We start from the raw sequence: 18,636 nt of genomic DNA, 5'->3' as shown, positions 1-18,636 counted from the left end.
GATACTTAAATCTAGCTTTCATAACCTGACTTTCAAACTAACAACATGATAACATACTTATCAAAGAAAAACCAATTTAAAAGTCCCCCTAAAAGGGGGAGGCTTTAAACCCAATTTTCTGGTAAATCCTGAAAAGATAGTAAAACAAGTCATTTAACTCTTTCTAAATATGTATATTTATTCTGATTTTTTTTTAAAGTCATTTGATTCTATAGAAATCCTAAATAAGTTGCGGGTAATCAAAAAGTAGATAAAAAAACTGAAACTCCTACCTGTTCCCTGTTCCCTAAAAGAGGTAATATTTTTATACACAAATAAAATAGCATTGCTATATGATTTTGGCAATGAATTTATTGATTTTCAGACAGCGAAAGATAAAATTACTATTGCTGCACTTTGATTTTTTATTTAAACTATTATTAATGAACAACTGAAAAATAATTAGTCTATTTAGTCTATCTTAAAATTCATAAATCAAGAAATCATGGTGCGCGAATTTTCTTTTGCTTTTGGGCTACGAAAAATAGAAGAGAATAACCTCTCATCTCAAAAACATCAGTCACGCTCAATCTACCGAGCAATTGTGTTAATGCTATTAACCACAACCATCATTGGTCTACAAGTTAGTCGTCTGGTTCAACTACAATTAATTCAAGGTCAACAGAATAGAGACCGAGCAGAAAACAATCGTATTAGGCCAATTCCAGTTCCATCTAATCGAGGACTAATCCTAGACCGTAATGGTAAAGCCTTTGCATCCAACCATCTTACCCATTCCATATATTTATGGCCAAAAGAACAACCCAAAGAGCAATGGAAAATTACTGCAGCAAAACTCAGCCCCATAATTAATATACCTGCCGAAAAAATCATTAAAAAAGTAGAGCAGGCTATAAATTCAGGAGAAAGGGATGTAAATATTAGCTATGAAGTGAGTCGCGATACTTTTGTAACCTTACAGGAAAGAGCTGCGGAATTTTCCGGTGTAGAAGTTAGATCGGAATCAACTCGTTATTATCCTCATGGACAATTAGCATCTCATATAATTGGATACCTTGGAGAAGTTACATCAGAAGAATTAGAAGCTAACCCAGAATATCAAATGAGAATGATGGTTGGTAGATTAGGGGTTGAAGCTACTGCTAATGATTTACTTGCCGGAAAATGGGGTAAACGTTTGATAGAAGTCAATGCCCAAAATCAGGAAATAGGTAGTCTCGGAGAAATTAAGCCTCAAGCAGGAAAGACAGTAAAGTTAACTCTTGATATAGACCTTCAGAAAACAGCAGAAAAAGCTCTGGGTTTTCGCAAGGGAGCAGTAGTTGCTCTAGATGTGAATACGGGGGAAATTTTAGCAATGGCAAGTTATCCCAGGTTTAACCCCAATGTGTTTACAAAACCTATGTCTAAAGCCAAATGGCAGAATCTTCATAGTCAGGAGCAGTCATTTTTAAATCGGTCTCTCCAGGGTTATCCTCCAGGCAGTACTTTTAAGATAGTGACTTCTTCAGCGGCTATGGGGTCTGGAAAATTTTCACCGTACTCCCTTGTATATACCTCTGACTCAATTTATGTTGGAGGTATTAGTTTCAATGAACATAGTGGAGGATATGGTTCAATTGGTTTTAGAAGTGCATTAGCCTATAGTAGTAATACTTTCTTTTATCGAGTAGGTATGGCTATTGGCCCTCAAGAAATAATTAAATGGGCGCATCAACTTGGTTTGGGAGGTAAAAATTTAAACCTTTTGGGCATACCCGCTACATACAATGGCTTAATACCTACTGAAGAAGATAAACGAAGGATTTATAATGATGATTGGTATTTGGGTGATACAGTAACTATGGCTATTGGCCAGGGTCTGGTTTTGTTGACACCATTAGAGTTGGCAGCAGCAGCAGCAGCGATCGCTAATGGTGGTAAACAGATTAAACCTCATTTGTTGGCCAATGAAACGAATAGTCCAAAAATTAAGCCTACTCCTACAGGGTTGAAACCCGAACAGATAAAGATGATTAGAGAAGGCATGATTGATGCAGTTTATTATGGTACAGCACAATCTCTTAACGATGGTTCTATTCCTCTTACAGGAGGGAAAACGGGAACCTCAGAAGTAATTGGACAAAGATCCCACTCCTTATATGTTGGTTTTGGGCCAGCTTATCAGTCAACAATTGCGATCGCTGTCATTGTGGAGAATGGAGGTTATGGTTCTGTTGCTGCTGCTCCTATTGCTAAACAGGTTTTTCAAACTTATTTCAGCAAGTATAATTAGGGTTTGCTGAAAAAGTCTTTTAGTAGGGGTAGGAGACAGGAGACAGGAGACAGGAGACAGGAGACAGGAGTTAGGGGAATAATGAGGAGGTAGGATTCAACAATTAATAATTAATTATTACCTCTCCTTGAAAACGGAATTGATTAACTAATAATGAAAAAAAAATTTCATTATTATCCCCTTAAAAGGCTATGCTTTATAAACATCTTTCTTAGCATAAAACTTGACAAAAGTGAGAAGTTATGGGTAAGTCGTTTGAGAGGCTTTTTCCTCGGAAAAGTGTATTGAAAAATACGTTTTTTTGAAGATTATTACTCCCCACACTCCCCACACCTCCCGCTCCTCTCTACCCTCCCATCAAGGTTTTCAGGAGTTCCTTATAATGGATAGCTTAAAATTGGAGGCTTTAAACCATAATTTTTCAGTAAGAATTGTCAGAATGAGGGGTTTTTCTGCCCAACTATGAGCCTAAAGTACGCTCCTTTTTAAGCGTTTTAGACCTGATACCAGGCACTACAATTCGACCCCAAAAAGGCACTTGTCTTTATATTTTAATTCTTTTAGATTAAATCGGTAAGCCCTAATAACCTACATTCCGCACCACAAAATGTAGCAACCGAAGAAGGAGTCAGGAGACAGCTATACTGGAGACAGAATTTTAGAAGAAAATTATAGCTGCCGTGATTGAGTAATCATAAGAACCAGTATTTATGCGTAAATTTTTTACTAGGAGTTTGATGAACGAAAAAAGTAATTGAGATGATTTGCATAGTATAAATACTTACCAAGCTACAAATTTATATATTACTTTTAATGGTACGCTCTTGAAGTGCGGAATGTGGGTAATAATTCATAATTAATTAGGGCTTGCTGATTAAATCTAAAAGCATTGACATATATAAGGTTTGAGTAGTTTGAGGATCGAAAAAAGTGCGCCTGTTTTAGTTAAAAACCCTCAAAAAGCTAGTATTTTAGGCTAACTATGGCAGAACAATCTTGGGACAATTTTTACGACTATATCTTCTTATAATTCCCATTTCTCCTGTCTCCTGTCTCCTGTCTCCTGACTCCTACCTCAACAAAAAGGTAGTCCTGCATGGTAATGGTAGAAGAGATATATTTTTTAATTTCTCTCACACTCCCAATCCCCCAATCTCCCCATCTCCCCATCTCCCCATCTCTCAATCTCCCCATCTCCCAATCTCCCAATCTCCCCATCTCCCCATCCCCCCATCTCCCCATCCCCCCACACTCTCTCTACCATTACTATGCACCACCACCAACAAAAAGACTTTTTCAACAAACCCTAATTAATTAGGGCTTGCTGATTAAATATCAAACCATTGACTGATATTGGTTTCAGCCTTCTTTGGTCGAAAAAAAAGCAAACTTTTCGGTCGCTCAAGCTCAAAAAGCTAGTATTTTGGGATAATTATGGCAGAACAATCTTGGGACAATTTTTACGACTACCTCGTCTATAATTTCCATTTCTCCTGTCTCCTAACTCCTGACTCCTGACTCCTACCAAAAGACTTTTTCCGCAAACCCTAATTATTAATTAGGGCTTGCTGATTAATTCTCAAAGTATTGACTTATATTGATTTCAGCCTTATTAGGTTGAAAAAAGTGCGCCTGTTTTCAGTAAAGATTGCTCAAAAAACTAGCATTTTGTGCAAGAGTTGGGCATAAAAATTAAGGGACAATTCTTTCAACTACATCCTCTGTAATTCCCATTTCTCCTGTCTCCTGTCTCCTGCCTCCTGTCTCCTACCCTCACACATAAGACTTTTTCCGCAAACCCTAATTATTAATTATTAATTATTAATTATTAATTATTAATTATATTGACCGAATCTTCCCCTAAACGAACAGTAAAATCAGAACCAATTTCACCAGTAGAAGCAGGTTCAATTTGACCAAAACCCAAAGCATTTTTCACAACTTCAGCAGACTCCAAATAACCCCCTTGAACAATAATTTGAGTCAAAGGTTGTTTGTCAGGCCAATCAGAAACTACATAAACATTGTAGAATCCTTTATTACGCAAATATCGAGCAAAATTTGTCGCAGCTTGAGAATTACTAGAGGCATTTTGAACAGCTATTTTAGCCTCAAAAGACAAAGTTTCATTAACTTTTTTCGGATAAACTAGATCGTTATAATTAAAAGCTTCTAACTTGAAATTAAAATATTGTTCAAGAATTCGATCACGACCAGGTTGGTCTATAATCCAATAGCTAGTCAAATACTCATTACTAGAACTAGCTCTTCCTGGCAACATTACCATTCTCAAATCATCCCTTTCTAAATCAAGACTAAAATTCACCAGAGCCAACATTTCTGGAAAACTTAAATTAGTATCCACATACTTCAGCATCACCTGAATAATATGAGGCAACCGAGGTAAAACTGCCACATTAGTAATGCGGTTTCGGAGTGCCTTGAGCAAAACTTGTTGCCGTTGAATACGACCAATATCTCCATAAACTTCTTCTCGGAAACGAGCAAATTGTTCTGCTTGTTCTCCATTGAGAGTTTGCCAACCAGACTTTAAATCTATTTTTAGCTGCTGAGTATTATCAGTATAAGACATAGGTTGAGGAACAAAAATTTCTACCCCACCGAGTTGTTCAACTAATTCTCGAAACGCTCCCTTACTAACTCGCACATATCGGTCAATCTCAAAACCACTTAAAGTATTCTCTAAAACACTTTCTACCAGTTCTGGCCCTCCATAAATATTAGCTTCATTAATTTTAGCAATACCAATTTTGGGAATTAGGACTTGAGTATCTCGTGGTACTGAAAGTAAACTGACAGTCTGAGTAGTAGGATTAGCTTGTACTAATAGTAAAGTATCGCTACGACCCTCAAACACATCTGGAGAATTTTCTGCCACTCCTGAAACTTGGTCAATTCCCATAACTAGAATATTCATTGGTTTTGAGAGTTGGTAAGGCAGACGCTTACGCCATAGGACATCTGAGGTAAATTTCTGGAGTAGTTCGCTGAAAAACTGTGGTTCAACCGGAGCAAATAGAGCAGTTATTGCTCCAAAAGAAGTAGTTATAGTTCCACTCAAGACTAATACAAGTATCCAGAACCACCATTTGTGCCAAATAAACCGGGACTCAGTAGGAGAAGTATTATTCATAATAAAAATTAAAAGTTAAAAGTAAGATTATTGCTGTAACTGTAGAAGTTAATGGCTATAAATAGAACAAAATAGATATAGACTGCTGCTGAATTGGTAATAGTTAGGGCTTGCTGATTAAATCTAAAAGCATTGACATATAAAGACAAGTGCCTTTTTAGGGTCGAATTGCAGTGCACCTATTTCAGCTCTTCATGCTTAAAAAGGAGCGTATTTTAGGCGCATAGTTGGGCAGAAAAATCTTGGGACAATTCTTACTCCTACCTCCTCGCTCATTCCCATCTCTCCTGTATTCCCCTTCCCTCCTGGGCTATGCTTTATAAACATCTTTCTTAAGATAAAACTTGACAAAACAAACAAGTTATGTATAAACCTCTCAAAGGCTTTTTTGGGAGAAAAGTGTATTGAAAAATACATTTTTTTGAGAGCTGCAGACAGGATTTTTCCTCCCCATCTCCCCATCTCCCCATCTCCCCATCTCCCCATCCCCTCATCTACAGGATTTCAGGAGTTCCTTATAAGGGATAGCCTCCTGGGAGGGGCTAGGGGTGGGTTGTCTCCTGTCTCCTGTCTCCTGTCTCCTACCCCAGCAAAAAGACTTTCCATACGCAAACCCTAGTTAATAACTGAGTCTAAATGCTAAATACTCATAACAATTCACTTTAAGGATGTCACAAATAGTTTCGCTCCTTTAAATAAAAAATAATTTCCTGAAACTATTGTATTGTCAAAGTTTTTAGCCGATCAAATCTAACTTATTAATTCCGTGAAACGGTATCAAATCTCTTGTTATTCAAAGCTAATAATTCTGTATTTAAAAAACTATCAAGCCGCTATAAAATCGATTTTTTTATACCAATTTTATCAAAGATTACTACAGTCACGAAACAGAGAAAAATTAACTAGAAACAGGGCAATAAAAACATAATAAACAAGAGGAAAAAATATTTACACCATTTTTGTAGGAAGCTTCATTAATGGATAATGGATAATGGATAATGGATAATTGATAATGGATAATGGATAATTGATAATTGATAATTGATAATTGATAATTGATAATTACCTCTAGTTAAAACCGCTCTTGATTGAATATAAGGAAATATTATTTCTTCTCTTGGTCGATTGGATATGGTTAGGAAACTCATCCATCCCACCCTTCGGGAAGCTGCGCTTTTCGGTGCGGAATGCTACGCAAACATGTCGGCGACAGCCGTTAACGTAGTTATGCGCTAGCAAAACGACCGCTTTTTTCCCCTTAAAAGGGGAGGCTTTAAACCAGAATTATTTAATTATTAATTATTAATTATTAATTATTCGGTAAGGTACAGTTTTAAGATTAATCTTTTTTCCCTACTCCCTAAAATCCTAAAATTTTGTACCTCATCAACTCCAAAACTGCTGTAATTTTCATATTTTATGGCATTTATAGCGGGTGCATCTCATAGCAAGCAAAAATACTTTTTTCCTATATATTCCCTGTTGCCTGTTCCCTTTCAGAACTGTTGCCTAAAAGCGATAATTTTTTGGCTTTATATCAAATTGATAAATGTTTGCTACAAATAGTTAGGCTATTTCTTAGAAGTCAGGAGTCAGAAGTCAGGAGTCAGAAGGAATGGCTTAAATACCAGTTTTTCGGGTGTAAATTATCTTTTTTTATCAAAGGAACAGCTCCTGTCAAGTATTTTTATCGCTCTTACTATTCGTAATATTATTTTTTCAAATTGGTATTATTCAAAATTGAGATGCACCCTTTATAGGGTTTCTCAAATTAGTGAGGTACAGTTATCTTTTTGTCTTTTTATTCTCTGTTCCCAGATCCGGTGTTCCCTCAAACTTAAAATTTTGTACCTCACGCTTTTTGGGAATTGCTATAGATTTTTTTTATTGTAAGAATAAACCACAAATTAAGATATAACTACCTTTTTTTAATTTGGTATTAGAACTCAAAAAATCAGCAAATGCTATAGTTGGGTAATTTGGGAAAAACTGCCAATGAGAATTTAAGATTGAATAGTTTCATCTATTAACTTAATTAATCTAAAATCTAATGATACCTGTAATTCTTGCTGGCGGTAAAGGAGAACGTTTTTGGCCCTTAAGTCGAAAGCATCGACCCAAACAGTTTCTTTCTCTGGATGGCAGTGGTAAAAGTTTGTTACAAACAACAGCAGACAGATTACTCTCATTATCTAACAATTGGGATGGTTTATGGGTTGTAACATCCGCAATGTTGGCCGAAGGTGTAGCACAACAGTTACCCCAGATGCCAAAGGAAAATATATTGGCAGAACCAGAAGGAAGGGATACAGCTCCTGCTGTTGCGTGGACAGCAATAGAGACAGCACGCCGTTATGGGGAAGATGCAGTAGTTGGGTTTTTTCCGGCTGACCATTGGATTGGGGAACCGGAAGTATTCCGGAAGACTTTGGAGGCAGCAGCTGAGTTGGCAATGAACCAGGAGGCTATTGTCACTCTCGGTGTGAAGCCCTCTTTTCCTTCTACTGGTTATGGATACATTGAACAGGGAGAAAAAGCAGGAAATTTTGGTGGGTTTGATGCTTATCGAGTGGCGCGGTTTACGGAAAAGCCTAACCGGGAGAAGGCTGAAGAGTTTTTAGCAACAGGTCGTTTTAGTTGGAATGGGGGTATTTTTGTTTTCCGGGTGGGGGTAATGTTGGCTGAGTTACGAAAATATGCCCCGACGATGATGACTGTTTTGGAGGCGATGGGTGCTGAGGGTTATTCTCAGTTGGAGAAGAAGAGTATTGATTATGCCGTGATGGAGAAGACTGATAAGGCTTTTGTGTTACCTGTGGCTTTTGGTTGGGATGATTTGGGTGATTGGAATGCTTTGGAACGTTTGGTTAAGGGTGATGGAGTTAATGTGGAGTTGGCTAATCATTTGGGTTTGGATACGGAGGGGTCGATTTTTTATTCCTCTAGTGATGATGATGCTATTGTGACTATTGGTTTGGAGGATGTGGTTGTTGTTAGAGATGGGAATGTGACTTTGATTGTGAAAAAGGAGCGGTCGCAGGATATTAAGCAAGTTTTGAAGAGTTTGGCTAATCATCCTAAATTTAAGGATTTATTGTAGGAAGAAGGAGTCAGGAGTCAGGAGTCAGGAGTCAGGAGGAATAGGAGGTTTAGAGGAGTAGGAAGAAGGAAGAGGGAAGGAGGAAGAAGGAGGGATATAGTTGTAGGTTGGGTTAAGCAACAGCGCAACCCAACAAAAACTTATATGGAAGTACATTTTTTAGTTACAGTGGTTTTCATTTTGGTAGACCACAGTAGTAGGGACCTTCCATGGAATCTCCCTACTATTATTTTGCTTGTTTTGAAAAGCGCTATAAGAGAATAAATTTTGGTTGAAAAAAACATCAGAATATTAATAGTACGATTTCCTAACCTTAATACGTCCTCCTATATATGTTGGGTTTATCCTACGGATAAGCTACGCTAACGTTACCTCAACCCAACCTACAAATACTTAAAATACCTTGATTCACCATACCAAAAGTGCGTCTATTTTACTGCGAATACGACTAAAGCCTTCTGCACATTGATTAAAACAAATTACATCAACTCTGACCCATTGACCATCGTTAGTACAGATAACATTGAACACAGTATTATTTCCTTTCTTAAAGCGACTGTTTATACCAGGAATTTTTTGAATTACCCCTTGTTGTACCAATCTTTCCATTTCTTGTTTAGCATTCTGCTCACAGCTTATGATATCTGTGGTACTCACTTTCTCCCAACCTGTACTACCTCCTGCTCCTGTTCCTGCATTTACTTCTTTAGGTAAAGAACCAACTATGAAGGCAAAAGCTGTAACACTAACAAATAGTCTAGTTGTAATTGTATTGATTGTCTTTAACATTTAATTACCTCATTTATTTGCTATTTTTACCCTGCAATTATCTTTATCTGATTTTATTTCTTGCCTCAGAAATATAACTGGTAATTTTATTAATTTTTAAGATATCCTTTCACCTAAGAAACTGTAGATAATTTTAGGCAGTTAAAAATTTTCTTTTAGGGAATTTAAGCCAAAAATCTATCAAAGCGAAATTTCATAATACTTGTACATATTTTTCTCCTATCTATAAATTACTTCCTAATTGCCTTAACTTAGTTTTAGGTTGGGTTAAGAGACAGCGAACCCGACAAAAACTTCTATGGCAGTAAGTTTTTTTACTTAAGAGAATAAATTTTGGTTGAAAAAAGCACCAGAATATTCATAGCAGGATTTCCTAACCTTAAATGTGTTGTACAATATATGTTGGGTATCGAAGTAATGTTGATAGTAATGCGGACGGCTTATCAGTACAAATTAAAGCCTAATAAAGAACAAGTGTCTACCATAGAACTATGGCTGGACTTGTTGCGTCGGCAGTATAACTATCGGTTAGGCGAGCGGTTCTCCTGGTGGGAAGAAAATCGTTGTTCAGTTAACGCCTGCCCCTTGGTCATGCCCATTCCTCAACTAAGAGATCATCCAGATTATTACTCTCAAAAACGAGATTTGGTCAATACCAAAGACAAGTTTCCTGAGTACAAACTAATTCATTCTCAGGTTTTACAGGATTGCATTAAACGGGTAAAACTTGCCTTTGATAGATGGTTGAAGGCAGACAAAAATGGGCAGAAATTAGGAAAACCAAGGTTTAAGGGAAAAGGTCGTTATCGCAGTTTTACTTATCCTCAAATCAAACTTGACTGTATTGAAGGACACAAGATCAACTTACCCAAAATTGGCAAAGTCAAGTTGATTCAGCATCGAGCAATACCAGAAGGGTTTACAATTAAAACTGTGACGATTAGTCGTAAAGCTGATGGTTATTATGTAACTTTATCCCTAGAAGACAAATCAGTTCCAACTTCCACAAGTGAAGTGGAACCTACATTAGAAAATACTCTGGGAATCGATATGGGGCTAAAGGAATTCTTAGTAACAAGTGAAGGAGAATCTGTCCCAATACCTCAATATTATCGAAAATCTCAGAAGCGATTAAAGACTCTACAGAAACGTTTATCTCGAAAGAAAAAAGGAAGTAAAAGGAGGCTCAAAGCTGTCAAAGCTGTTGCCAAACAACATAAAAAAGTAGCCGATAAACGTAAAGATTTCCACTTTAAAACAGCCAATGAATTGTTATCAAAAGTAGATGTCATCGCCCACGAAAACTTAAACATTAAAGGGCTAGCAAAGACTCATTTGAGTAAATCAATTAACGATGCTGGATGGGGACAATTCCTGTCTATTTTGACTGTCAAAGCCGGAAATGCTGGACAGAAGACTATAGCAGTGAACCCTCAAAATACTAGCCAAGATTGCTCAAATTGTGGTGAAAAAGTCGAAAAAAAATTAAACATACGAACTCATTCTTGTCCGCATTGCGGTATTGTCATAGACCGCGACTGGAATGCAGCGATAAATATAAAAAATAGGGCGGCGGGGCATCCCGTCCTTAAAGCTCGTGGAGTCCGATGCAGTGGCAGGACTACGAAACGAGAAGCCCACACTATAGCGTCAGCTTAGTGTGGGAGTATGTCACAACAGTTTTGCTCAATCTATGGAACTATTAAATCTGATTTGAAATAACATTTTGTTGCTGTGGAAAAATCAGGTTTGTTTTTCTGCACTTAAAGACATTTTGATATTGAATGCCTGGAATATACAACTTATTATCTACTATTTGTCAATAGCTAGAATTACTTAGGCATCTATACTTATTCAAAATTTGTTTTTTTGAGGTTATCTAACTCTACTGAAAATTAGCAGATTTGAGATGCAATTAACGTAAATACAAGGTTATAGCTTTCTTGAAAAGGTCTTTTTTTGAATTTAATTATAAAATTGGCATCATATCTCAATGTACAGAGTATGATACAAATCGCTGAAATAACGCAAGTTCGTGAAATATTTTGTAATAATTAGCGAAAAATGAGCATATTTTGATTGGAAGAAATAATCTTAAAAATTAATTTCATTAGTATAATTTATATTGAAGGGTGAAAATTTAGTTTTGTTTTTGAAATTAATTTTGCGCTCCCTGGGAGAAAGTAGAACAGAAGGTAATGATAACTTTCTGATTACTTTGTCATACTCTTAAGTGGTTGGAGCGATCGCTCTATTTTTGATTTTTTATCTTTATATTAGGGTTAAGTAGGCAGTTCTAAAAAAAGCATCTAAAATGCCAAAGATTGGTTGAGTTAGAATTAGGAGGATTAGCTTTTTGTATAGGTGACGAATCTTCGGTGAATAAAAATATATTTTTGAACCCCAAATCTTCTTTAAGAAACTGTGCATTGCCTCAGTATCTGCCTTGGCAAACTGAAGGGGACGTAAAAAGTTATATTGATTAATACCAATTAAAATTGCCTAGTTATTAGTAGTAGTCATTTGCTTGATTAATATAGATTCAATTATCGGTAGAGACAAATTCCTTAATCATAGTCTAGCAAAAGCCTATAATGATAATTTTTGGAATAATCTCTCAAAAATTCAACGTATGCCCAGAAGAAACTACTCCCTAAAATCAAATTAAGCAAACCTACTCAAAAAAGACAATAGAAATAATGAAAGGAATCTGGCTAGAAAACCAACAACTCCAACTCCGCACCGACCTCCCCACACCCGAACCCCCAGAAGGAGAAGCACTGGTCCGGGTCTTGCGTGCCGGTATCTGCAATACAGACCTAGAACTTCTTAGAGGTTACTATCCCTACAAAGGTATCCTCGGCCATGAATTTGTCGGTGTGGTCGAACAAGGACCGGAAAATTTACTCAATCGACGAGTAGTCGGAGAAATTAATGCTGCTTGTGGTTATTGTCGCTTTTGCTTAAGCAACCAACCTACCCACTGTGAAAATCGGACAGTCTTGGGAATAGTTAACCGTAACGGAGCTTTTGCCGAATATCTCACTTTGCCAACAAAAAATCTCCATCCGGTACCTGAAAGTGTCTCAACCGATGAAGCTACATTTACCGAACCAGTAGCAGCAGCATTGGAAATTCAACAACAAATACAAATTTGCCCAGTAGATAAAGTCTTAGTAGTGGGGGATGGCAAACTTGGACAGTTGGTGGCACAAACTTTAGCTTTAACTGATTGTCAATTGTTGGTTGTCGGTCGTCATCGAGAAAAACTGGCAAATTTAGAAGAGCGGGGAATTAAAACTGGGTTTGCTGATGCGGTTACTACAGGAGCTTTTGATGTGGCAGTGGAATGTACTGGCAACCCAGAAGGATTTGCGATCGCTCGTCGTGCCCTTCGCCCTTGTGGTATTTTGGTCCTCAAAAGTACTTATGCTGGGAATCTAAGTTTGGATATTTCGTCTTTGGTGGTGGATGAAATTACTTTGGTTGGTTCTCGTTGCGGACCTTTTAAACCTGCATTGGAACTTTTGTCACAACAGAAGGTTAATGTTAGGCCATTAATCCAAGCTCATTATCCCCTAGAGGCAGGAATTGATGGTTTTGCTCATGCTGAGAAGAAGGGAGTATTAAAAGTATTAATAGATATTGGGCAGGAATAGGCTGTTGTTTTTTTTTGAAATTCAGTTTATACGCCTCAAATCAAAAAGTAGCAAGCTTAACGAAGTCAGAAGTCAGAAGTTAGAAGTTAGAAGTTAGAAGTTATTTTTGTAACGGGGATTTGAGCAAACCTCCAAAAATATTTCGCCGATCAAGGCGGGGTTGCGCGACCCAATTGTTTTGATCAAAACTATTTCTAACTAGGGCTTGCTGATTAAATCTAAAAGCATTGAAATATAAAGACAAGTGCCTTTTTGGGGCCTTTAAAAAGTACTTGGTTTTCAGCTCTTCATGCTCATGTATGGAGCGTATTTTCGGCTCATAGTTGTGCAGAACAATCTTGGGACAAAACTTAGCTCCTATCTCCTCGAAATTCCCATTTCTCCTGTCTCCTGTCTCCAGTATAGCTGTCTCCTGCAAAGAGCAAAAAGACTTTCCATACGCAAACCCTAACTATTGCCTAATATCAGTTTGAAAAAAGAATGTGATCGAAAGTCCATCTTGATTGGATATGCTTAAAAATAGCTGCTCCAATTCATTTTAGATAGTTATCTTTATCGTTTTTCCCTTTCTTTCAATATTTACCGAATAGTTAAGGTTTAAAGCTTCTCTTTTAAAGGAGAAAAAAGAAAAAATTTTCCTTTTAGTCAATCCTATCCGTTTTCAAGGATAGGTGATTATTAATTATTAATTGTTGAACCCTTCTGCCTTCTGCCTTCTGCCTTCTGCCTTCTGCCTTCTGTCTTCTGTCTTCTGTCTTCTGTCTTCTGCCTTCTGCCTTCTTCCTTCTTCAATAGGAATTAATCCGGTCGTACCAACTCACAGATTTAGGTTTATAGTCAATACAATTAATTGCTTTTTCTGAAAGAGCAACTTTAGGTTGTACAGGACATTTGAGATGATAATCTCCAGTAAAAAATAGACAATTAGCACAGGGAATTTCGTGCATCTGTTTCGCTCTACGGACTGAATCAACAAGGGCGCTGATTATACTCCAAACCGTTAAAATTATCAATCCCCAAGCAACGACAAAACAGAAGGGAACCAAAAATGGTTGTATGGCATGAATAACAAAATAAATAAATTGAAACATGGTTACTAATTCATAACAGATAACATAACTTTAAACTTAATCCAATTTTTAAGATTATATAAAGTAAAAAGCTTAAATGATTATAGGATGAAAATATAGAGAATTGTTCACTATAAACAATATAGGAAATTAAGCTATGGCCCTTAGATTAGGTGATACAGTACCCAACTTTACCCAAGATTCTTCTGAAGGAGAAGTCAACTTTTATGACTGGGCTGGAGATAGTTGGGTAGTGCTATTTTCTCACCCTGCTGATTACACACCTGTTTGTACAACAGAGCTAGGCACAGTTGCCAAACTCAAACCAGAATTTGATAAAAGAGGTGTTAAGGTTTTAGCTCTAAGTGTGGATGATGCAGAATCTCATAAAGGTTGGATTGGAGATATTAATGAAACCCAAAGTACAACTGTTAATTATCCTATTTTGGCAGATGTGGATAAAAAGGTTTCTGATTTGTACGATATGATTCATCCTAACTCCTTAAATAATCTCACAATTCGTACTGTTTTTATTATCGACCCTCAAAAGAAACTCCGTCTTTCTATTACTTATCCTGCTAGTACAGGTCGTAATTTTGAGGAAATTCTTAGAGTAATTGATTCTTTGCAACTAACAGATAATTATCAAGTTGCTACTCCTGTAAATTGGAAAGATGGTGATGATTGTGTGATAGTTCCTTCTCTAAAAGATCCAGAAGTATTGAAAGAAAAATTCCCCAAAGGTTACACAGAAGTTAAGTCATATTTGCGGATGACCCCTCAACCAAATAAGTAGGGTCTGCTGAATAAATTGGTTGGTGGGGGAGGACACGGGGACGCGGAGACGCGGAGACGCGGAGATGGTGAAACAGGCAAAGGTTTCAACCATTTTATGTGAAGGAATTTTCTTGAATTTCAGCAGAAAACTTCAGTAAATTGATGCCAATAAGAGCCAATAACATAGGATATAAACTGAATATAAAAAGCTTCATTACCTTAGCTATCCTGAATTTTAGCTTTATTCAGCAAGCTCTAAGTAAAGTTATAGAAAGAAACAGGAAACAGTAGCATAAAGCTTTTTTATGTCTCAGTTTCATCATCAACATCAGTCAAACACCAACTTGTTCCTTGCTATATAATTTAATTGAGGATTAAGATTTTAACTAGGATTCTTAATCCTTAATTAGGACTTACCGATCAAATCTCAAAGCATTGAATGATATTGGCTAAAGCCTTTTTTGGATTGAAAAAAGTGCCAGATATCACGCCCAAAACCCTCAAAAAGTTAGCATAAAAGGCAGAATAATTGCAGAACAATCAAGGGGCAAATATATCCGACTACCTCCTCTATAAGTTCTATTCTCCCCTACTCCTTAAAAAAGACTTTTTCAGTAAACCATAACTATTTTTAGGAGGGAAAAATTATGCTTGACGATTCGATTATTTTACAAATGCCTCCAGATTTACAAATGACAGATGAACAATTTTTTGAATTCTGTCAAATTAACCGAGATTTACGGATAGAAACTAATAAATTGGGAGAGTTATTAATTATGTCTCCCACTGGTTCAGAAACAGGAAATAGAGAATTTAATTTGTCTGGTCAGCTATGGGTATGGTCAGAACAAGATGGTACGGGTATAGCTTTTAGTTATAGTGCAGGATTTACTCTTTCTACAGGTGCAAAAAAATCTCCTGATGCCTCTTGGATAAAATTAGAAAGATGGAATAGTTTATCTCCAGAACAAAAAGAAAAGTTTGCTCCAATTTGCCCAGATTTTGTATTGGAATTAATGTCACCTTCAGATAGCTTAAAAACTCTCCAAGCAAAAATGACAGAATATATGGAAGAGCCGGGAGTAAAACTGGGTTGGTTAATCGATAGAAAGCAACATACAGTTTATATTTATCGCCCAGGAATGCCTACCGAATGTTTAGAAAATCCTGATAGTGTGAGTGGAGACCCAGTATTACCGGGATTTGTTTTAAAGATGAGTAAAGTCTGGTAAATAGGAGAAGAAATAATGCTTGACTATCCAATTATTTTACAAATGCCTCCAGATTTACAAATGACAGATGAACAGTTTTTTAAATTCTGTCAAATTAACGGAGATTTACATATAGAAACTAATAAATTTGGAGAGTTATTAATTATGTCTCCTACTGGTTCTGAAACAGGAAATCGTAACCTTGGTATAGCAGCAAAATTATATTTCTGGTCAGAACAAGATGGTACAGGTATAGCTTTTAGTTCAAGCACTGGGTTTACTCTTTCTACAGGGGCAAAAAAATCTCCTGATGCTTCTTGGATAAAATTAGAAAGATGGAATAGTTTATCCCAAGAACAAAAAGAAAAGTTTGCTCCTATTTGCCCAGATTTTGTGTTGGAATTAATGTCACCTTCAGATAATCTGAAAACTCTCCAAGCAAAAATGGAAGAATATATGGAAGAACCAGGGGTAAAATTAGGTTGGTTAATTGATAGAAAGCAACAGAAAGTTTATATTTATCGCCCAAATTTATCTACAGTAAAGTTTAGAAAATCCTGAGAGTCTGAGTGGAGACCCAGTGTTACCTGGATTTGTGTTAAATATGAGTAAAGTTTGGTAAATAGGAGAAGAAATAATGCTTGAAGACCAAATTATTTTGCAAATGCCTCCAGATTTACAAATGACAGATGAACAGTTTTTTGAATTCTGTCAAATTAACCGAGATTTACGCATAGAAACTAATAAATTTGGAGAATTATTAATTATGTCTCCCACTGGTTCTGAAACAGGAAATCGAGAATTTAATTTGTCTGGTCAGCTATGGGTATGGTCAGAACAAGATGGTACGGGTATAGCTTTTAGTTCTAGTGCAGGATTTACTCTTTCTACAGGTGCAAAAAAATCTCCTGATGCTTCCTGGATAAAATTAGAAAGATGGAATAGTTTATCTCCAGAACAAAAAGAAAAGTTTGCTCCTATTTGCCCAGATTTTGTGTTGGAATTAATGTCTCCTTCAGATAGCTTAAAAACTCTCCAAGCAAAAATGACAGAATACATGGAAGAACCAGGGGTAAAACTGGGTTGGTTAATTGATAGAAAAGAGAGAAAAGTTTATATTTATCGCCCAGGAATGCCTACCGAATGTTTAGAAAATCCTGAGATTGTAAGTGGAGACCCAGTATTGTCTGGATTTGTTTTAAATATGCAGAAAGTTTGGTAAACAGGAGGGCAAGTTATGCTGGAAAACCCAATGGTTTTAAAAATACCTTCAGACTGGAATATAACAGATGAACAGTTTTTTGAATTCTGTCAAATTAACCGAATTTGCCTACCGAATGTTTAGAAAGTCCTGAGATTGTAAGTGGAGAACCAATATTACCTGGATTGATTTTAAATATGCAGAAAATTTGGTAAATAGGAGGGCAAGTTATGCTGGAAAACCCAATGGTTTTAAAAATACCTTCAGACTGGAATATAACAGATGAACAGTTTTTTGAATTCTGTCAAATTAACCGAGATTTACAGATAGAAACTAATAAATTTGGAGAATTATTAATTATGTCTCCTACAGGCTCTGAAACAGGAAATCGAGATGGCAGAATCATTCAACAGTTAATGAATTGGTCAGATGAAGATGCTACGGGTATAGCTTTTAGTTCTAGTACAGGATTTACTCTTTCTACAGGGGCAAAAAAATCTCCCGATGCTGCTTGGATAAAATTAGAAAGATGGAATAGTTTATCTCCAGAACAAAAAGAAAAGTTTGCTCCTATTTGCCCAGATTTTGTATTGGAATTAATGTCACCTTCAGATAGCTTAAAAACTCTCCAAGCAAAAATGACAGAATATATGGAAGAGCCGGGAGTAAAACTGGGTTGGTTAATTGATAGAAAAGAGAGAAAAGTTTATATTTATTGCCCAGGAATGCTTACAGAATGTTTAGAAAATCCTGATACTGTATAGCAATGAGCGCTGGTATATTTACAAATTGCAGGAGGGGCCAAATAGCTAAAAGTCTTATATTATCAGCAATTCATTCCCCCAGATGAGCTGTTGCCTGTTGCCTGTTGCCTGCGCACAGCGCTATAAGTGGAGACCCAGTATTGCCTGGATTTGTTTTAAATATGAGTAAAGTCTGGTAAATAGGAGAAGAAATAATGCTTGAAGACCAAATTATTTTGCAAATGCCTCCAGATTTACAAATGACAGATGAACAGTTTTTTGAATTCTGTCAAATTAACCGAGATTTACAGATAGAAACTAATAAATTTGGAGAATTATTAATTATGTCTCCTACAGGCTCTGAAACAGGAAATCGAGATGGCAGAATTATTCAACAGTTAATGAATTGAGCTGATGAAGATGGTACGGGTTTAGCTTTTAGTTCAAGCACTGGATTTACTTTTTCTACAGGTGCAAAAAAATCTCCTGATGCTTCCTGGATAAAATTAGAAAGATGGAATAGTTTATCCCTAGAGGAACAACAAAAATTCGCTCCTATTTGCCCAGATTTTGTGGTGGAACTAATGTCACCTTCAGATAATCTGAAAACCCTACAAGCAAAAATGACAGAATACATGGAAGAACCAGGTGTAAAAA

The 18,636-nt window shown here is 36.5% G+C and carries 16 protein-coding genes and 2 pseudogenes; 12 read left to right on the top strand and 6 right to left on the bottom strand.

What is annotated here, in order from left to right:
• The first annotated feature begins 484 nt into the window (after positions 1–484).
• On the top strand, positions 485–2,275 hold the full coding sequence (mrdA, locus tag F6K54_RS21975; RefSeq protein ID WP_293081898.1) for a penicillin-binding protein 2: 1,791 nt from the start codon (positions 485–487) through the stop codon (positions 2,273–2,275).
• A gap of 1,014 nt (positions 2,276–3,289) precedes the next feature.
• On the opposite strand, the gene F6K54_RS21970 is transcribed toward mrdA, so the two are convergent.
• The 4 genes from F6K54_RS21970 to F6K54_RS21955 all read right to left on the bottom strand — a co-directional run bounded on the left by F6K54_RS21970 (position 3,290) and on the right by F6K54_RS21955 (position 6,577).
• On the bottom strand, positions 3,290–3,517 hold the full coding sequence (locus F6K54_RS21970) for a hypothetical protein (RefSeq protein ID WP_293081895.1): 228 nt from the start codon (positions 3,515–3,517) through the stop codon (positions 3,290–3,292).
• A 586-nt stretch (positions 3,518–4,103) separates the two neighbouring features.
• Positions 4,104–5,429 (bottom strand): LCP family protein, encoded by a 1,326-nt coding sequence (locus F6K54_RS21965; RefSeq protein WP_293081893.1) that lies wholly within the window; start codon positions 5,427–5,429, stop codon positions 4,104–4,106.
• 332 nt (positions 5,430–5,761) lie between these two features.
• Positions 5,762–5,923, bottom strand: coding sequence for a hypothetical protein (locus F6K54_RS21960; protein WP_293081890.1), 162 nt, complete (start codon positions 5,921–5,923; stop codon positions 5,762–5,764).
• Positions 5,924–6,403: 480 nt separating this feature from the next.
• Positions 6,404–6,577, bottom strand: a complete 174-nt coding sequence (locus F6K54_RS21955; RefSeq protein ID WP_293081887.1) for a hypothetical protein — start codon at positions 6,575–6,577, stop codon at positions 6,404–6,406.
• Positions 6,578–7,479: 902 nt separating this feature from the next.
• On the opposite strand from F6K54_RS21955, the gene F6K54_RS21950 reads away from it, so the two are divergent.
• Entirely contained in the window at positions 7,480–8,529 is a 1,050-nt protein-coding gene (locus tag F6K54_RS21950; RefSeq protein ID WP_293081884.1) for a mannose-1-phosphate guanylyltransferase, read from the top strand.
• Positions 8,530–8,937: 408 nt separating this feature from the next.
• Here the strand turns inward: F6K54_RS21950 and F6K54_RS21945 are convergent, their stop codons facing one another.
• Positions 8,938–9,318, bottom strand: coding sequence for a hypothetical protein (locus F6K54_RS21945; protein ID WP_293081881.1), 381 nt, complete (start codon positions 9,316–9,318; stop codon positions 8,938–8,940).
• A 333-nt stretch (positions 9,319–9,651) separates the two neighbouring features.
• Between F6K54_RS21945 and F6K54_RS21940 the strand changes: the two genes are divergently transcribed.
• From F6K54_RS21940 to F6K54_RS21930, 3 genes are all read left to right on the top strand, one after another.
• Positions 9,652–10,977 carry a transposase gene (locus tag F6K54_RS21940; protein ID WP_366558192.1) on the top strand — a complete coding sequence of 442 codons (1,326 nt, stop codon included), beginning with the start codon at positions 9,652–9,654 and terminating at the stop codon, positions 10,975–10,977.
• A gap of 665 nt (positions 10,978–11,642) precedes the next feature.
• Positions 11,643–11,804, top strand: a complete 162-nt coding sequence (locus F6K54_RS21935) for a hypothetical protein (protein ID WP_293081878.1) — start codon at positions 11,643–11,645, stop codon at positions 11,802–11,804.
• Between the two features lie 213 nt (positions 11,805–12,017).
• Positions 12,018–12,977, top strand: a complete 960-nt coding sequence (locus tag F6K54_RS21930) for an alcohol dehydrogenase catalytic domain-containing protein (RefSeq protein WP_293081875.1) — start codon at positions 12,018–12,020, stop codon at positions 12,975–12,977.
• A 788-nt stretch (positions 12,978–13,765) separates the two neighbouring features.
• On the opposite strand, the gene F6K54_RS21925 is transcribed toward F6K54_RS21930, so the two are convergent.
• On the bottom strand, positions 13,766–14,068 hold the full coding sequence (locus tag F6K54_RS21925) for a hypothetical protein (protein ID WP_293081872.1): 303 nt from the start codon (positions 14,066–14,068) through the stop codon (positions 13,766–13,768).
• A gap of 136 nt (positions 14,069–14,204) precedes the next feature.
• On the opposite strand from F6K54_RS21925, the gene F6K54_RS21920 reads away from it, so the two are divergent.
• The 7 genes and pseudogenes from F6K54_RS21920 to F6K54_RS43840 form a co-directional block, all read left to right on the top strand.
• A complete protein-coding gene (locus tag F6K54_RS21920) occupies positions 14,205–14,843 on the top strand; it encodes a peroxiredoxin (protein WP_293081869.1) in 639 nt (212 codons plus the stop codon).
• A 628-nt stretch (positions 14,844–15,471) separates the two neighbouring features.
• The gene (locus F6K54_RS21915) at positions 15,472–16,056 is read left to right on the top strand and encodes a Uma2 family endonuclease (protein ID WP_293081865.1); all 585 of its coding nucleotides are present in this window, start codon (positions 15,472–15,474) and stop codon (positions 16,054–16,056) included.
• Positions 16,057–16,071: 15 nt separating this feature from the next.
• Positions 16,072–16,657: pseudogene (locus tag F6K54_RS21910) on the top strand (Uma2 family endonuclease).
• 15 nt (positions 16,658–16,672) lie between these two features.
• Positions 16,673–17,257: a Uma2 family endonuclease gene (locus tag F6K54_RS21905; protein ID WP_293081862.1), complete on the top strand. Its 585-nt coding sequence runs from the start codon at positions 16,673–16,675 to the stop codon at positions 17,255–17,257.
• Between the two features lie 209 nt (positions 17,258–17,466).
• Positions 17,467–18,000, top strand: coding sequence for a Uma2 family endonuclease (locus F6K54_RS21900; RefSeq protein ID WP_293081859.1), 534 nt, complete (start codon positions 17,467–17,469; stop codon positions 17,998–18,000).
• A gap of 194 nt (positions 18,001–18,194) precedes the next feature.
• A complete protein-coding gene (locus F6K54_RS43845; protein ID WP_375341993.1) occupies positions 18,195–18,389 on the top strand; it encodes a hypothetical protein in 195 nt (64 codons plus the stop codon).
• A 66-nt stretch (positions 18,390–18,455) separates the two neighbouring features.
• A pseudogene (locus F6K54_RS43840) lies at positions 18,456–18,636 on the top strand (Uma2 family endonuclease); the annotation flags it as partial.

The sequence above is a fragment of the Okeania sp. SIO3B5 genome (genome assembly GCF_010692555.1).
Lineage (GTDB): Bacteria > Cyanobacteriota > Cyanobacteriia > Cyanobacteriales > Microcoleaceae > Okeania.
Note: the sequence above shows the minus strand (reverse complement) of the source record. Positions and strands in the feature narration are given on the sequence as shown.

Excerpts from the sequence above, each read along its gene's own strand:
- F6K54_RS21925 (WP_293081872.1), bottom strand. The coding sequence starts at position 14,068 with ATGTTTCAATTTATTTATTTTGTTATTCATGCCATACAACCATTTTTG.
- F6K54_RS21920 (WP_293081869.1), top strand. The coding sequence starts at position 14,205 with ATGGCCCTTAGATTAGGTGATACAGTACCCAACTTTACCCAAGATTCT.
- F6K54_RS21945 (WP_293081881.1), bottom strand. The coding sequence starts at position 9,318 with ATGTTAAAGACAATCAATACAATTACAACTAGACTATTTGTTAGTGTT.
- F6K54_RS21905 (WP_293081862.1), top strand. The coding sequence starts at position 16,673 with ATGCTTGAAGACCAAATTATTTTGCAAATGCCTCCAGATTTACAAATG.
- F6K54_RS21930 (WP_293081875.1), top strand. The coding sequence starts at position 12,018 with ATGAAAGGAATCTGGCTAGAAAACCAACAACTCCAACTCCGCACCGAC.
- F6K54_RS21970 (WP_293081895.1), bottom strand. The coding sequence starts at position 3,517 with ATGGGGAGATGGGGGGATGGGGAGATGGGGAGATTGGGAGATTGGGAG.
- F6K54_RS21955 (WP_293081887.1), bottom strand. The coding sequence starts at position 6,577 with ATGAGTTTCCTAACCATATCCAATCGACCAAGAGAAGAAATAATATTT.
- mrdA (WP_293081898.1), top strand. The coding sequence starts at position 485 with ATGGTGCGCGAATTTTCTTTTGCTTTTGGGCTACGAAAAATAGAAGAG.
- F6K54_RS43845 (WP_375341993.1), top strand. The coding sequence starts at position 18,195 with ATGCTTGAAGACCAAATTATTTTGCAAATGCCTCCAGATTTACAAATG.
- F6K54_RS21900 (WP_293081859.1), top strand. The coding sequence starts at position 17,467 with ATGCTGGAAAACCCAATGGTTTTAAAAATACCTTCAGACTGGAATATA.
- F6K54_RS21915 (WP_293081865.1), top strand. The coding sequence starts at position 15,472 with ATGCTTGACGATTCGATTATTTTACAAATGCCTCCAGATTTACAAATG.
- F6K54_RS21960 (WP_293081890.1), bottom strand. The coding sequence starts at position 5,923 with ATGAGGGGATGGGGAGATGGGGAGATGGGGAGATGGGGAGATGGGGAG.
- F6K54_RS21965 (WP_293081893.1), bottom strand. The coding sequence starts at position 5,429 with ATGAATAATACTTCTCCTACTGAGTCCCGGTTTATTTGGCACAAATGG.
- F6K54_RS21950 (WP_293081884.1), top strand. The coding sequence starts at position 7,480 with ATGATACCTGTAATTCTTGCTGGCGGTAAAGGAGAACGTTTTTGGCCC.